This is a genomic window from Streptomyces sp. NPDC003023, from assembly GCF_042888225.1.
GTDB lineage: Bacteria > Actinomycetota > Actinomycetes > Streptomycetales > Streptomycetaceae > Streptomyces.
Map to the genome: position 1 here is coordinate 68974 of NZ_JBIAPL010000003.1, position 14830 is coordinate 83803.

Annotated in this window: 13 protein-coding genes; 7 read left to right on the top strand and 6 right to left on the bottom strand. The window is 71.0% G+C overall.

Annotated elements, in window-relative coordinates; all coding sequences use genetic code 11:
- The first annotated feature begins 13 nt into the window (after positions 1-13).
- From ACFYV1_RS12095 to ACFYV1_RS12110, 4 genes are all read left to right on the top strand, one after another.
- Complete coding sequence (locus tag ACFYV1_RS12095; protein WP_389395362.1) at positions 14-259, top strand: hypothetical protein; 246 nt, start codon at positions 14-16, stop codon at positions 257-259.
- A gap of 90 nt (positions 260-349) precedes the next feature.
- Positions 350-1171, top strand: coding sequence for a hypothetical protein (locus ACFYV1_RS12100; protein ID WP_389395363.1), 822 nt, complete (start codon positions 350-352; stop codon positions 1169-1171).
- A 14-nt stretch (positions 1172-1185) separates the two neighbouring features.
- Complete coding sequence (locus ACFYV1_RS12105; RefSeq protein ID WP_389395364.1) at positions 1186-3126, top strand: fumarate reductase/succinate dehydrogenase flavoprotein subunit; 1941 nt, start codon at positions 1186-1188, stop codon at positions 3124-3126.
- Positions 3123-3893 (top strand): succinate dehydrogenase/fumarate reductase iron-sulfur subunit, encoded by a 771-nt coding sequence (locus ACFYV1_RS12110; protein ID WP_389395365.1) that lies wholly within the window; start codon positions 3123-3125, stop codon positions 3891-3893. The genes ACFYV1_RS12105 and ACFYV1_RS12110 overlap by 4 nt, the downstream gene beginning before the upstream one ends.
- A gap of 39 nt (positions 3894-3932) precedes the next feature.
- Here ACFYV1_RS12110 and ACFYV1_RS12115 read toward each other — a convergent pair whose 3' ends face one another.
- The gene (locus ACFYV1_RS12115) at positions 3933-5021 is read right to left on the bottom strand and encodes a hypothetical protein (protein ID WP_389395366.1); all 1089 of its coding nucleotides are present in this window, start codon (positions 5019-5021) and stop codon (positions 3933-3935) included.
- Positions 5022-5108: 87 nt separating this feature from the next.
- On the opposite strand from ACFYV1_RS12115, the gene ACFYV1_RS12120 reads away from it, so the two are divergent.
- The gene (locus tag ACFYV1_RS12120) at positions 5109-7187 is read left to right on the top strand and encodes a TPM domain-containing protein (RefSeq protein WP_389395868.1); all 2079 of its coding nucleotides are present in this window, start codon (positions 5109-5111) and stop codon (positions 7185-7187) included.
- 43 nt (positions 7188-7230) lie between these two features.
- Positions 7231-7941 carry a PspA/IM30 family protein gene (locus tag ACFYV1_RS12125; protein WP_389395367.1) on the top strand — a complete coding sequence of 237 codons (711 nt, stop codon included), beginning with the start codon at positions 7231-7233 and terminating at the stop codon, positions 7939-7941.
- Positions 7942-8234: 293 nt separating this feature from the next.
- Here ACFYV1_RS12125 and ACFYV1_RS12130 read toward each other — a convergent pair whose 3' ends face one another.
- The 5 genes from ACFYV1_RS12130 to ACFYV1_RS12150 form a co-directional block, all read right to left on the bottom strand.
- Positions 8235-10817, bottom strand: a complete 2583-nt coding sequence (locus tag ACFYV1_RS12130) for a SpoIIE family protein phosphatase (protein WP_389395368.1) — start codon at positions 10815-10817, stop codon at positions 8235-8237.
- Positions 10818-10964: 147 nt separating this feature from the next.
- A complete protein-coding gene (locus tag ACFYV1_RS12135; protein WP_389395369.1) occupies positions 10965-11381 on the bottom strand; it encodes an ATP-binding protein in 417 nt (138 codons plus the stop codon).
- Positions 11382-11506: 125 nt separating this feature from the next.
- Positions 11507-11971 (bottom strand): (deoxy)nucleoside triphosphate pyrophosphohydrolase, encoded by a 465-nt coding sequence (locus tag ACFYV1_RS12140; protein ID WP_389395370.1) that lies wholly within the window; start codon positions 11969-11971, stop codon positions 11507-11509.
- Positions 11972-12035: 64 nt separating this feature from the next.
- Entirely contained in the window at positions 12036-12215 is a 180-nt protein-coding gene (locus ACFYV1_RS12145) for an SPOR domain-containing protein (RefSeq protein WP_389395371.1), read from the bottom strand.
- A 204-nt stretch (positions 12216-12419) separates the two neighbouring features.
- A complete protein-coding gene (locus ACFYV1_RS12150) occupies positions 12420-13172 on the bottom strand; it encodes a GntR family transcriptional regulator (RefSeq protein ID WP_389395372.1) in 753 nt (250 codons plus the stop codon).
- A gap of 238 nt (positions 13173-13410) precedes the next feature.
- Here ACFYV1_RS12150 and ACFYV1_RS12155 point away from each other — a divergent pair, with 238 nt between their 5' ends.
- Positions 13411-14781: a glycoside hydrolase family 18 protein gene (locus ACFYV1_RS12155; RefSeq protein ID WP_389395373.1), complete on the top strand. Its 1371-nt coding sequence runs from the start codon at positions 13411-13413 to the stop codon at positions 14779-14781.
- The last annotated feature ends 49 nt before the right edge of the window (positions 14782-14830 follow it).

The following is a 14830-nucleotide window of genomic DNA, read 5'->3' on the forward strand; positions in this document are numbered from 1 at the left end:
GTGAGGGCAAGTCATGTCACAGCAGGAAGATCTGTCGGCGGTCCAGAGCCGCATCGACGAGCTGGTCCGTCGCGTCGGGCAGCTGGAGCAGACCGTCGATCAGCTGCGCGCCACCGGCCCGGTCCCCGCGACCGCCGCCGCACCGGCCGCGAAGGTCCGTACCGAACTGGTCACCATCCCCGACGCCCCCTACGACAACGCCCTGTGGACGGACTCCGACGACGAGGGGCTGGGCGTCCGCGACCGGCACGCGCCCTGACCGGGGCGGACGGCAGGACCGGCCCGTAGCGACCGGCCGGTGAGGCCGCCAGTCCAGTCCACCCCCGACCCACTCCACCCGGAGTCTTCGTTGGCCACTGGTACTGAACCACCACAAATCAAAACGGGCGTGCACGGGACCACGCGCGCCGCCATCGGCCCCCGCCACCTGCGGACCGACCGCTGGTGGCTCGCGCCGGCCCTGACCGCCGCCGGGCTGCTCGCCTTCGTCGTCTACTCGACATGGCGCGCGTTCGCGAACGCCCACTACTACGCGGCCCCGTACGTCTCGCCGTTCTACTCGCCCTGTCTGGCCGAGAACTGCGAACCCATGCGGGGCGGCCCCAACTGGGAGATCTTCGGCAGCTGGTGGGGCCTGTCCCCCGCGCTGCTGATCCTGATCTTCCCGCTCGGCTTCCGGCTGACCTGCTACTACTACCGCAAGGCCTACTACCGGGGCTTCTGGGCCTCTCCCCCGGCCTGCGCCGTCGCGGAGCCGCACAAGAAGTACTCGGGAGAGACCCGCTTCCCGCTGATCCTGCAGAACATCCACCGGTACTTCTTCTACGCGGCCGTGCCGGTCGCCGCGATCCTCACCTACGACACGGTGCTCGCCTTCCGCGACGAGAAGTACGAGTGGGGCCACATGGGCCTCGGGACGCTCGTCTTCCTGGTCAACATCGTGCTGATCTGGGCCTACACCCTGTCGTGCCACTCCTGCCGGCACATCATCGGCGGAAGGCTGCGGCACTTCTCCGCACACCCGGTGCGCTACCGCCTCTGGGGCTGGGTCGGCAAGCTGAACGCCCGTCACATGCAGCTCGCCTGGGCATCGCTGCTCAGCGTCGCGCTCGCCGACTTCTACGTCTATCTCGTCGCGTCCGGCGCCTTCGACGATCCGAGGCTGTTCTAGATGGAAGGTGCTCGATGACCGATCTCGAACGGCAGCAGTGGGACGTCGTGGTGGTGGGTGCGGGCGGCGCGGGCCTGCGCGCCGCCATCGAGGCGCGCGAGCGGGGCGCGCGGACGGCGGTGATCTGCAAGTCCCTGTTCGGCAAGGCCCACACCGTCATGGCAGAGGGCGGGATCGCCGCCTCCATGGGCAACGTCAACTCGGGCGACAACTGGCAGGTGCACTTCCGCGACACGATGCGCGGCGGGAAGTTCCTCAACCAGTGGCGGATGGCGGAGCTGCACGCCCGAGAGGCGCCCGACCGGGTGTGGGAACTGGAGACCTGGGGGGCGCTGTTCGACCGTACGAAGGACGGCCGGATCTCCCAGCGCAACTTCGGCGGACACGAGTACCCGCGCCTCGCGCACGTCGGGGACCGCACCGGCCTCGAGCTGATCCGCACGCTCCAGCAGAAGATCGTCTCGCTGCAGCAGGAGGACAAACGCGAGCTCGGCGACTACGAGGCCGGTCTGAAGGTCTTCCAGGAATGCACGGTCACCAGGATCCTGAAGGCTCCCGACCGGAGCGGTTCCGCCGAGGGCGGCCGGGTGTCCGGCGTCTTCTGCTACGAGCGGGAGTCCGGCCGCTTCTTCGTCCTCGAGGCCCCCTCGGTCATCCTGGCCACGGGCGGCATCGGCAAGTCCTTCAAGGTGACCTCCAACTCCTGGGAGTACACCGGTGACGGGCAGGCCCTGGCACTGCTCGCGGGCGCCCCGCTGCTGAACATGGAGTTCGTGCAGTTCCACCCGACGGGAATGGTCTGGCCGCCGTCCGTGAAAGGCATCCTCGTCACCGAGTCGGTGCGCGGTGACGGCGGGGTGCTGCGGAACTCCGAGGGCAAGCGGTTCATGTTCGACTACGTGCCCGACGTCTTCAAGGAGAAGTACGCGCAGTCGGAGGAAGAGGGCGACCGCTGGTACGAGGACCCGGACAACAACCGGCGTCCCCCCGAACTGCTGCCGCGCGACGAGGTCGCACGGGCGATCAACTCCGAGGTCAAGGCGGGCCGCGGCTCACCGCACGGCGGTGTCTTCCTCGACGTCTCCACCCGTATGCCGGCCGAGGTGATCCGGCGCCGGCTGCCTTCGATGTACCACCAGTTCAAGGAACTGGCGGACGTGGACATCACGGCGGAGGCCATGGAGGTCGGCCCCACCTGCCACTACGTGATGGGCGGCATCGCCGTCGAGTCCGACACCGCCGCCGCTCCCGGCGTCCCCGGCCTGTTCGCGGCCGGTGAGGTCGCGGGCGGTATGCACGGTTCCAACCGCCTCGGCGGCAACTCCCTCTCCGACCTGCTCGTCTTCGGCCGCAGGGCCGGCCTCCACGCCGCCGAGTACGCCCAGCGGCTGCCGGCCCGCCCAGCCGTCGACGAGGACCAGATCGACTCGGCCGCCGCGGAGGCGCTGCGCCCCTTCGGCGCGGAGGAAACGGCGGACCAGGGGACGCCCGAGAACCCGTACACGCTCCACCAGGAGCTGCAGCAGACGATGAACGACCTGGTCGGCATCATCCGGCGGGCGGGCGAGATGGAGCAGGCCCTGGAGAAGCTCGCGGAGCTTCGCGTACGGGCGAGCCGTGCCGGGGTCGAAGGGCACCGGCAGTTCAACCCCGGCTGGCATCTTTCGTTGGACCTGCGGAACATGCTGCTGGTCAGCGAGTGCATCGCCCGGGCGGCACTGGAGCGCACGGAGAGCCGCGGCGGGCACACCCGCGAGGACTGCCCCGGCATGGAACGCGCGTGGCGCCGGGCCAATCTGGTGTGCCGGCTGGCTCCGTCGGCCGGCGCCGATCCGGCCGGCGGCCGAATCGAGCTCGAACGGACGACCGCAGAGCCCATCCGCCCCGACCTGCTCGCCCTCTTCGAGAGGGAAGAGCTGGTCAAGTACCTCTCCGAAGAGGAGCTGACCGAGTGAGTGCGTACCGAGCCCACTTCAGGGTCTGGCGGGGTGACCAGGACGGCGGCGGCCTGGAGGACTTCACGGTGGAGGTGAACGACGGAGAGGTCGTCCTCGACATCATCCACCGCCTCCAGGCCACCCAGGCGTCCGACCTCGCGGTCCGGTGGAACTGCAAGGCGGGCAAATGCGGTTCGTGCAGCGCGGAGATCAACGGCCGGCCGCGGCTGCTGTGCATGACCCGCATGTCCGTCTTCTCCAGGGACGAGACGATCACGGTCACCCCGCTGCGGGCGTTCCCCGTGATCCGGGACCTGGTCACCGACGTGTCCTTCAACTACGCGAAGGCCAGGGAGATCCCGTCCTTCGTACCGCCGCCGGGCGTCGCGGCCGGTGAGTACCGGATGCAGCAGATGGACGTGGACCGGTCGCAGGAGTTCCGCAAGTGCATCGAGTGCTTCCTGTGCCAGGACACCTGCCACGTGGTGCGCGACCACGAGGAGAACAAGGGGGCCTTCGCCGGCCCGCGCTTCCTGATGCGGGTCGCCGAACTGGACATGCACCCGCTGGACGCGGCCGGGGAGACGGGACTCGACCGGAAGACGACGGCACAGGACGAGCACGGGCTCGGCTACTGCAACATCACCAAGTGCTGCACCGAGGTCTGCCCCGAGGGCATCAAGATCACCGACAACGCGCTGATCCCGCTGAAGGAACGGGCCGCGGACCGCAAGTACGACCCGCTGGTGTGGCTGGGCGACAAGATCCGGCGCCGGGAGCGGTGACCTTCCCCTCGGTGCCGGCGGGCCCTCCCGCCGGCACCGTCAGCACCACCCTTCGCGGTACGCCTCCCAGTCGCCCTCCTCCGCCGCGAAGTCCACGTACAGCGCCACCCCGAAACGCTCACGGTCGCGGTCGGTGCGGCCCAGACCCAGCCGGGTGCCGCGGACCGCGGCCGCGACCGTCTCCGCGTTCTCGTGGTGGCCGAGATCGTCCTCGTGGAAGAACGGCAACCCCATCAGCAGATCGGTGCTCTCCGGCGTGACCTCGAGCGCCAGAGCAGTCTGCTGCGCGACATACCCCCCGTACATGAACTCCAGCGGCATCCAGGTGTCGTACGACATGACGGCGATCTGGTCGACCCGCCGCGCCACCTCGCCGAAGAACTTCTGCGACCACCACTTCTCGCGCCCGCTGACGGCCGAGTTGACGCTGTGCGCGGCCGGCAGCGGGTCGATCTGGTGTGCCGCGATCGACAGCTGGGCCTTGCGGTCCTTCGTCAGTTCGCGCAGGTCGTCGAGCAGCGACAGATAGTCCCGGTCTCCGGAGAGCAGCGGTTCGAGGTCGAAGTGGACCCCTTCGAAGCCGGTGTCGAGGATCCGCCGTGCGGAGGCGACCACCGCGTCACGGGAGCCCTCGTCGTCGAGGCGCAGCCCGTCGGGACCGTCGTTCGCGAGTACGTCGCCGAGCCATGCCTGGACCCGGACGCCGGGCATCTCGCGGTGCACGGCGTCGATGAACCACCGGGCGCGGGGATGGCGGTCGGCGGGCAGCGTGCCGTCGTGCTCGAGGGGGCCGGCATGGACGTACAGGTCCTTGATGCCGGTGCCGCGTATCCGCTCGGCGAACGCCTTCACGTCGGCGTCCTTCCGGCGGCCGTCCACCCACGCATGGCCCAGCCAGATCGCGTCCTTGCCGCGGGTGCGGGTGCCGTCCCGAAGGTCGCCCGCGTAATTGACGCGCAGCGCGACCACCCCGGCGAGCGCCGGGACGAGCAGGACCAGCGCCAGCGCGAGGGCGATCCGCCGGGGCCACTTCAGCCGCGGGCGCCACCACCCTCGCCCCGGCCCCTTCGAACCGCCCCCCGGCCGTGTGTCCGTTCGCTGTTCGCCGTCGATCGTGTCGTTGCCCATGCGATGCAGGACCGCGGTCGGCCGCCCGCGGTTCCTGACGGCGTCCGGTCGCGGTGGGACAGAGTGCGACTTAGCCTCCGAAATGTGATGCGAACAGCCGCCCGAGTCCTCGTCGCCGTGCTGACGGCGGCATGGTGGCTGGTCGTGCCCGCCACCGGTGGCGCGTGGGCCGAGGACCCGGTGGGCCTGTCACGGCAGGGTCAGATCACCGACCGCGTCGGCGCGCTTGGCGACCGCGAGGCAGCCGTGTCCCGCTCGCTGGACACCCTCTACGACGAGCAGCGGCTCCAACTCTTCGTCGTGTACGTGGCAAGCTTCTCCGGCCGCTCGCCCCAGGAGTGGACCGCCGCCACAGCCGCCAGGAACGGTCTAGGCGGGCAGGACGCCCTGCTGGCCGTCGCCACCGGCGACCGGCAGTACGCCTACTGGGTCGACAACACCTCGCGCCTGACCGACGCCCAGCTCGCCGAGGTCGCCGCAACCGCGGTGGAACCGGCACTGCGGGAGAACGACTGGGCGGGCGCCGCGATCGGCGCGGCCGAGGGATACGGCGCGGTGCTGTCCGGCAATCCCGTACCGACGGTGAACATCACGCCCGGCGAGGCGGATCCGGGCTCGGACGGCGGAGCCGGTACGGGTGCCGGCGATCTGGTGCTGCCGATCGCGGTCCTCGGCGGCGCCGGAGCGCTCGCCGCGTACACGTACAGCAAACGCAAGCGGCGCACGGCGACCCGCACCACCCCCCGTGGCGGCCAGGAGGGCTGGGGCACACCGGAGCAGCCGCCGCTCCCGGAACTCGACGCGAAGTCCAAGCAGGCCCTCGTGGACACCGACGACGCCGTGCGCACCAGCCAGGAGGAACTCGGCTTCGCGGCGGCGCAGTTCGGTGACGAGGCGGCACGGCCGTTCACCGAGGCGGTCGACCACGCGAAGAACGAGCTGACCGCCGCGTTCCGGCTGCGTCAGCAACTGGACGACGCCCATCCGGAGGACGACGCCACCCGGCGCCGGATGCTCGAGGAGATCGTCACCCGGTGCTCCGAGGCCAACCGCAGGCTCGACTCCGTGTCGGAGGACTTCGACCGGTTGCGTGCCCTGGAACGCAACGCGCCCCAGGCACTGGCCGCGGCGGAGGCCGCCTTCCAGGACGTGAACGGCCGGGTCGTCAGCGCCGAGGCCACGCTCGGCGTGATGCGCGAACGGTACGCGCCGTCCGCGGCCGCACCCGTCGGGAACGACGTGGAGCAGGCGAAGGACCGGCTGGAGTTCGCGACGAGCAGTCTCGACCAGGCCCGGCAGGCCGTCGAGGCGGACGACAACGGCGCGGCCGCGGTGCGGGTACGGGCGGCGGAGAGCGCCGTCGCGCAGGCCACCAGCCTGATCGAAGCCGTCGACCGGCGGGCACGGGAACTGGCGGAGGCCGCGGGAAAGCTACCCGGCGCGCTGACCGAGACGGAGGCGGACCTGGCGGAGGCGCGCGGGCTGCTGGAGGGAACCGGGGAAGGCACGCCGACGGCGGGGCTCCAGGGCCGTGTCGCCCGCGCGGAGACCGTCGTCGCAGAGGTGCGCAAGGCCGCGGAGACCGGGCCGTACGACCCGATCGACGCGCTGCGGCGGGTGGAGGAGTCCGACGCCGGGCTGGACGAGGAACTCGCCAGGACACGGGACGACGAACAGGGCACACGGCGCGCCCGGGCGCTGCTGGACCGGGCGGTGCTCGCCGCACGCTCGGGCATCGGCGCCGCCGCCGACTACATCACCACGCACCGCGGCGCCGTCGGCAGCGAGGCGCGGACCCGGCTGGCTGAGGCACAGCGGCGGCTCGAACGGGCACAGACACTGGCCGGGGAGAGCGGTGGCGGCGGCGACCCGCAGGCCGCGCTGGCGGAGGCACAGCGGGCGGACTGGCTGGCGCAGCAGGCGCAGAGCCTCGCGGAACGCGACGTACGCGGCTTCGGGGACCCGTTCGGGCCGGGTGGCGCGGGGCCCTCCGGTGGCGGGCTCGGGGGCGCGGTGCTCGGCGGCATCCTCCTCGGCGGGATGCTCGGCGGCGGGGGCCGGGGAGTCGGCGGTTTCGGGGGCGGGTTCGGAGGCGGCTTCGGGGGCGGGCCGGGGAGTTTTGGCGGCGGTGGCACCCGCGGCCGGATGGGCGGTGGCCGGTTCTGACCCATGTCCCACTGATTTTCCCCACGGCTCAAGGAGCAGCGGCATGACCAAGCAGACCATTCTCGGACGGGTCACCCAGCTGGCGAAGGCCAACATCAACGCGTTGCTGGACCAGGCCGAGGACCCTCAGAAGATGCTCGACCAGCTGATCCGCGACTACACGAACAACATCGCCGAGGCGGAGCAGGCGGTGGCGAGCACCATCGGCAATCTGCGCCTCATGGAACAGGACCACAAGGAGGACGTGGAGGCGGCCGGCGAGTGGGGCACGAAGGCGCTCGCGGCCAGCAGGAAGGCGGACGAGCTGCGGAGTTCGGGGCAGACGGCGGACGCCGACAAGTTCGACAACCTGGCGAAGGTCGCTCTCGGCAGGCAACTGCAGTCGGAGAAGGAGGCGAAGACCGCCGAGCCGACGATCGCCTCCCAGACGGCCGTCGTCGACAAACTCAAGTCGGGTCTGGAGCAGATGAAGGCGAAGCTGGGCGAGCTGCAGGCGAAGCGCGACGAGCTGGTGGCGAGGGCGAAGTCGGCGGAGGCGCAGAACCGGATGATGGACGCCGTGAAGAGCATCGACGTGCTCGACCCGACGAGCGACCTGAACCGCTTCGAGGACAAGGTCCGGCGGGAGGAGGCGCGAGCCCTGGGCAAGCAGGAGCTCGCGGCGTCCTCGCTGGACGCGCAGTTCGAGCAGCTGGACGGTATGGGCGACGACGCGGAGATCGCGGCGAGGCTGGCGGCGCTGAAGGCGGGGTGAGGGCGGGGGCCGCCGCGCCTGCGGCGGCGCGTTTCCCCTCCCCGCCCCTTCCCACAACCGGGCTCCGCCCGGGCCCGTTCACCGCGCTCCGCGCGGTGTTTCGGGGGCTCTGCCCCCGTACCCCCGCGCCTCAAACGCCGGCGAGGCTGAAGATGCCGCCGCGCGGCACAGCGGCCCGGCAGGGCGGCACGGCGCACGGGGCCGGCCCCGGTTCCAGTTCCGGTTCCGCGAAAGGGGCGGGGTGGGGTGGGGAAACGGCTCGCCGCAGGCGTCACACGGACCCCCGCACACGCTCAGAACATGCTCAGCAGCTGCTCCACCGTCGGCTCCGCCGACCCCTCTCCGTCCGGCAGCGCCAGCTCGAACCACACCGTCTTGCCCCGCGGCGTCCTCCGCGAGCCCCAGGCCGCGCTCAGCAGACCGACGAGCTGCAGGCCGCGTCCGCCCTCGTCCGTGTCGCGGGCCCGTCGGCGCCGTGGCTGGACCAGGCCGGCGTCCCACACCTCGCACACCAGCGTCCGGTCCCGCAGCAGTCGCAGGCGGATCTCGCCCTCGCCGTACCGCAGCGCGTTGGTGACCAGCTCGCTGACGAGGAGTTCCACCGTGTCGATCAGAGCCTCGAGGCCCCACTCCGTGAGCTGGCCGCGTGCCAGTTCTCGTGCCCGCCCCACGGATCGGGGCTCGCGCGGCAGCCGCCAGTCGCCGACGGCCGCGGCCGGCAGGCCCTGTATGCGGGCCATGAGCAGGGCGATGTCGTCCTCGCCGTGCCGCGTCTCGAGGCTGGTGAGCACGTGGTCGCAGACGTCTTCCAGCGGGCGTACCGGGTTGGTGAGCGCGGCGCGGAACGCGCTCAGTCCCTCGTCGAGCGGGTGGTCGCGGGACTCGACGAGTCCGTCGGTGTAGAGGGCAAGGAGCGAACCCTCCGGTATCTCCACCTCGACCTCCTCGAACGGTTCGCCGCCGACGCCGAGCGGCATCCCCGGGGGCACCTCCAGCAGCAGTGCCTCTTCGCCCGGTTCGACGAGCACGGGCGGCAGGTGGCCCGCGTTGGCGAAGGTGCAGCGCCGGGTGACCGGGTCGTAGACGGCGTAGACGCAGGTGGCGAGGTAGACCTCGGAGAGGTCCGCCTCGCGGGACCTGTGGGCCACACGGGACGGGACCTGGGCGCCGCCCCCGGTACGGCCGGCCTTCGCGGGGCTGCCGAGTCCGCGGGCGATCTCGTCGAGCGCGGACAGCACCTCGGCGGGTTCCAGGTCCAGCAGGGCCAGGGTCCGTACGGCGGTGCGGAGTTCACCCATGGCGACGGCGGCCCGCAGTCCGCGGCCCATGACGTCTCCGACGACCAGCGCGGTGCGGTGGCCGGGCAGTTCGATGACGTCGAACCAGTCGCCGCCCACCTCGGTCGCGGTGGTGCCCGGCAGATAGCGGCAGGCGATGTCCAGGCCGGCGGCCTCGGGGTCGCCCGGGGGCAGCAGGCTGCGCTGGAGGATGAGGGCGCGTTCGTGCTCCCTGCGGTACAGCCGGGCGTTGTCGATGCAGACGGCGGCCCGAGCGGCGAGCTCGACCGCGAGGGCCCTGTCCCTCTCGCCGAAGGGCTCGCTGCCCTTGGCGCGGGAGAACTGGGCGAGTCCTACGACGGTGTCGTGCGCCACCATCGGCACGGCCAGTGTCGACTGGACCAGGCCGCCCTCCTCGCCGGGGAGAGTCCGCACACCGGCGGTCCGCAGCGCCCCGGCGCAGGGCGAGTTGAAGGGGTAGCGGTGGACCTCGCCGACCGCGATGGGGGCGCTGCCCTCGACCGTGCAGCCCGGTGTCGTCATCAGCGGGGCGTCGGAGACGGCGCTGGCGAAGGCGACCCTGCGCAGTTCCGCGCTGCCACCGCCGTAGCTCTCCGACCGCGCGGAGCCCCACTGCCCCGGCGGCGCCTCGTCGCCGGTGAGCAGTCCCTGGTACAGGTCGACGGAGGCGAGGTCGCAGAAGCCGGGGACGGCGACGTCGAGGAGTTCACGGGCGGTGGTCTCGAGGTCGAGGGAGTTGCCGATGCGGGCGCTCGCCTCGTTGAGGAGTGCGAGGTTCCGGCGGGCGTTGGCGGCCTCGCGCGCCGCGATGTGACGGCGTGTGATGTCGGTGCCGAGCCCGGCGACGCCGACGGGGCGGCCCGATCCCCCGTGTACGCGGTAGAGGTTGATCGACCAGTGCCTGCGGTCCGTGGTTCCCGGCGCCGTGCCCACGATCTGGAGGTCGGTGACGGACTCTCCGGTTTCCAGGACCCGGCGCAGGGCGGCGTCCATCCGCTCGGCCTCCGGCCGGGAGAGGTAGTCGTGGACGGTACGGCCGCGGTGGTCGTCCGCGGCGCCGCCGAAGACGGTGGCGAAACGCTGGTTGGCGCGTTGCACGGTGAGATCGGTGCCGAAGAGCAGGAAACCGAAAGGAGATTGACCGAAAATGGCCTGCGACGCGGCGAGGTCGGTCTCTATCTGCCGCAGCGCGCGGACGTCGAGCACGATACAGAGCGCGGCCTGTTCGCCCTGGGCCGTCAGGCTGGGCATCACATAGATCTCGGCGAGGCCATGGGCCCTGCTGCCACCCGGCATCCGGAAGGGGACGAGGCCCGTCCACTCCTTGCCGTCGAGGATTTGCGCCACTTCGCGGTGGCCCAGCCCACGTAGCTCCGCGGGCATGAAGACCTCGACCGGGTCCTTGCCTCTGACCTCGCGGGCGGTGATTCCGAACAGCTCCACGGCCCGGTCGCTCCACTGATCGACCAGGCCGTCGTGACCGATCGAGAAGGAAGCCACCTTGATGTAGTCATAGATCGAGCCAGGCGGGCTGCTCTGCCACACGACATCGCTCGCCGTCTCAGGTATTTCGCTCACGCGACCGTCCCCTCCAGCTCACCGCACCGGACCGGCCATGACCGCAGTATTCAGCACTACGGCTCCCACCGACACGGCGTTCACGATCACAGAGAGGTCTCGTTCGTTTTGAGCCGACTCCGATGTGATCGTCGTCTCTGAAGACTTCTAACCAGTCAGGGCCAGCTCGAACCACACGGTCTTGCCCGTCCTGCCGCGCCGAGTGCCCCAGCGTCGAGCGGAACAAGCCACCAACTGCAGTCCGCGGCCGCTCTCGTCGTCGGATCGGGCCGATCTCTCGACGGGCGGATCCGGAAGCGGATCGGAGACTTCGACCAGCAGGACGGGGGGCGTGCCGGCGGCGTCGGGGCGGAACAGGCGGAGCCCGATCGGACCGGGGGTGTAGCGCTGGGAATTGGTCACCAGCTCGCTGACGAGAAGCACGGTCATGTCGACGGCCGAGGTCTCCACGCCCCACTCCCGGAGGGTGTCGCGGACGGCGTGGCGGGCAGCGCGCACCACGTTCGGCCGGGCCGGAAAAGTCCACTCGGCGCATTCGCCTCGGGTGCCGATCACGCCGATCACTTCCCCGGATCACCAGCCGAACCGCGTCCTGTTTCAGGGGGTTAATCAGCACATACCCTATTTGCGGCCCGGCTTACCGTACGCGGACCGCAATGGACGCAGCAGTGGCTCGAACGGCCCACCCCTCAGCGGCGCGCGCCCTCTCCGGCCCCTCCGGGCTCCTCGGCATCCGGGGGCTCCTCGGCATCCGCGGGCCGCTCCGGCCGGCGGCGCGCGCACGCGGCGACCGCGGGCCGGTCCTGGTCGAGCCAGTCGACGTCGTCCAGCTCGTCGGGCGCGAGCCAGCGCAGGGCGTCGTGGTCCTGGAGCGGCCGGGGCTCGCCGGACACCAGCCGCACCGTCCACACCCGCAGCACGTAGCCGGGTCGCAGCGGCCATTCGCCGGGGACGCGTTCCACCGTCTGTGTCTCGATGCCCAGTTCCTCGCGCAGCTCGCGCACCAGTGCCTGCTCGGGACTCTCTCCCGGCTCCACTTTTCCGCCGGGGAGCTCCCAGCGGCCGGCGAGCGCCGCCGGTGCGCTGCGCCGCGCGGCCAGGAGCCGCCCTTCGTCGTAGACGGCTCCGGCCACGACCAGCACGCGATCAGTCATGCGGCGGAGCGTACTGCGCGCCGGGAGAGCCGCGAGGCGGCGGGTCGGTGCGCCGACGGGGCCCTCAACGGGCCGGCCGGCCGATCTGTTCGACCCAGTAGAGCTGCTTCTGGCCGCGGCCGTCGAGTGAGTCCGCGATCTTCTGCGCCTCGGCCTCGGTGGCGTACCTGCCCACGCGATAGCAGTTGCCGTTGTCGTCCTGCCGTATGACCAGCCAGGGCAGGACGGAACCGCTCTCGGTCATCGCACCCCTCCCCCGGTCGGCCGGACTTTTCGTAACGATCGCCAGGAAACCGCAGTTTGCATATGCCCAAGCCTACGCCTGGCATTTACTGAGCGGATACGGGTTTTTACAAAGAGGCATGAAGACAGGCGCATCCGGCCGGATACACCCCCCTCGCGTGGCCACCAAGTGCCGTCGCGGGGTCACTTCACGAGGAGCCCGGGATCATCTGACGGGCAGGTGGTACGCGAGGCGATAGCGGTCCGCGGGTACGACGACGTCCGCGGTCTCGACCGCGCGTCCCGAGGCGTAGTACGTGCGCTCGACGACCATCACCACATGGCCCGGCACGCCGCCGAGCGCCAGCAACTCCTCCGCGAGGCCCGGCCTGGCGCCGACCTCCTCCACGACGTTGTCCACCACGATGTCGATGGCGGCCATCCGCTCGACGACGCCGCAACCGCCCAGCGGGCCCTCCTCGGGCAGCATGACGGGGGTGCGGCCGGTGATCTCGAGGGGCTCCCAGGAAGTGGAGAGCATCATGGCCTCGCCCGCGTCCCTGAACAGATAGCGCGTACGCATCACGCGGTCACCGAGCCCGATGCCGAGCCGCTCCGCGACCTCTCCCGTAGCCCGCTCCTGCTCGCTGCTGGACTCCCAGCTTCCGCGGGCGTCCTCCTCCGCCTGCTCCTGGCGGAACGGGCTGGCGCCCGACGGCGGCCGGAAGCCCGAGCGGGCGACCCTGCGCGGTTCGGGCCGCTCGCGCACATAGGTCCCGGAACCGGAACGGCCCTCCACGAGCCCCTCCGCCATCAGAACCTTGCGTGCCTCGAGTGCGACCGTGTCCGAGACGCCGTACTCCTCGCGGATACGGGCCTGGGAAGGAAGGCGGGTGTGCGGCGGCAGCGAGCCGTTCACGATCTTCCGGCGGAGATCGCTCGCAACGCGCAGATAGGCGGGCTGCTCACCGAATGTCACAGGCCACTCCCCAACAGGTTGACAGACCGCAACAGCGTGACAACCGTCGGTTGCTGACCGCAAGCCTGGGCCAGGGTTTCACCCGAAGTGATGATTTGCTGCTGAGCAGAGGTTTACCGCGGGTACGGCACCCCTGGCGGAAACACCCCTTGACCGCAATGGTCCATACCAATACGTTCCTGCGCACACGACACCGTTCCCGGAACCCGTTTCCGGTACGCGCACAGGAATGAGCCCGATGCGTCGAACCACCTCTGTCCGGGCGGCTGTTGCCGTCTGCTCGCTCTCGCTCGTCGCCACCCTCGCCCCCGTCGCGGTCGCCACCTCGGCCGAGCAGGACACACGCGACGGCCATCACGACCACCGCCCCGAACAGTCGTACAAGCGCGTGGGCTACTTCACCCAATGGGGCGTCTACGGCCGGGACTTCCAGGTCAAGGACATGGACACCAGCGGCCAGGCCGCCAGACTCACCCACATCAACTACGCCTTCGGCAACGTCGACGCCGAGGGCAGGTGCTTCACCGGCAACGTCCCCGGTGAGGCGGACGCCTGGGCCGACTACGTCCGCCCACTGGACGCCGCCGACTCGGTCGACGGCGTCGCCGACACCGCGGAGCAGCCTCTCGCGGGCAACTTCAACCAGCTGCGCGAGCTCAAGGCCAGGCACCCGGGCCTCAAGGTCCTGATCTCGCTCGGCGGCTGGAGCTGGTCCACGCACTTCTCGGACGCCGCCCGTACCCCCGAGTCGCGCAGAGCCTTCGTCTCCTCCTGCATCGACCTCTACATCAAGGGCAACCTGCCGGCGGACGGAGCGCGCGGCGGCGAGGGCGCGGCGGCCGGTCTCTTCGACGGCGTCGACATCGACTGGGAGTGGCCGGGCTCCGAGGGTGACTCCGACACCGTGTACCGGCCGGAGGACAAGCGGAACTTCACCGCGCTGGTGCACGAGTTCCGCACCCAGTTGGACGCCTACGCCCGGTCGCAGCAGAAGGAGCACGGCGGCAGGCGCAAGCACTACGAGCTCTCCGCCTTCGTGCCGGCGTCGCCCGCCAAGATCGACGCGGGCTTCGAGGTGCGGAAGATCATGCGGGACTTCGACTTCGTCAACCTCCAGGGCTACGACTTCCACGTCTCCGGTGAGAAGACCACCGCCCAGCAGTCGGCGCTCCGCGCCCGCGACGACTTCAGCGTCGACCAGACCGTCCGCGACTGGGTCCGGCGCGGCGCACCGGCCCGCAAACTGGTGGTCGGCATGCCCTTCTACGGACAGGGCTGGACGGGTGTGACCGGCGGGGGTGACGGGCTCGGCCAGCCGGCGACGGGGCCCGCCCCGGCGACATGGGCGGCCGGTTACGAGGACTACAAGGCCCTCAGGAAGCTCGCCGACTCGGGCACGTACGAGGTCCACCGGGACCGGCGGAACGGGCACGCGTGGCTCTTCGACGGGACCACGCTGTGGACGTACGACGATCCGCGGGTGCTGCGCGCCAAGACCTCGTACATCCGTGAACGGGGTCTCGGCGGCGCGATGTTCTGGTCGCTCGACGGGGACACCGCGGACGGCGAGCTGACGGCCGCGGTCGACCACGGGCTGAACCGGCGCTGACCGGGGGGCGACGCGGCCCCGTGCACGCGGAAGGGGCGGCCGTGCGAAC

Coding starts and splice junctions, on each gene's coding strand:
- ACFYV1_RS12145 (WP_389395371.1), bottom strand. CDS start 12,215: ATGACCGAGAGCGGTTCCGTCCTGCCCTGGCTGGTCATACGGCAGGAC.
- ACFYV1_RS12140 (WP_389395370.1), bottom strand. CDS start 11,971: ATGACTGATCGCGTGCTGGTCGTGGCCGGAGCCGTCTACGACGAAGGG.
- ACFYV1_RS12155 (WP_389395373.1), top strand. CDS start 13,411: ATGCGTCGAACCACCTCTGTCCGGGCGGCTGTTGCCGTCTGCTCGCTC.
- ACFYV1_RS12095 (WP_389395362.1), top strand. CDS start 14: ATGTCACAGCAGGAAGATCTGTCGGCGGTCCAGAGCCGCATCGACGAG.
- ACFYV1_RS12120 (WP_389395868.1), top strand. CDS start 5,109: ATGCGAACAGCCGCCCGAGTCCTCGTCGCCGTGCTGACGGCGGCATGG.
- ACFYV1_RS12105 (WP_389395364.1), top strand. CDS start 1,186: ATGACCGATCTCGAACGGCAGCAGTGGGACGTCGTGGTGGTGGGTGCG.
- ACFYV1_RS12115 (WP_389395366.1), bottom strand. CDS start 5,021: ATGGGCAACGACACGATCGACGGCGAACAGCGAACGGACACACGGCCG.
- ACFYV1_RS12125 (WP_389395367.1), top strand. CDS start 7,231: ATGACCAAGCAGACCATTCTCGGACGGGTCACCCAGCTGGCGAAGGCC.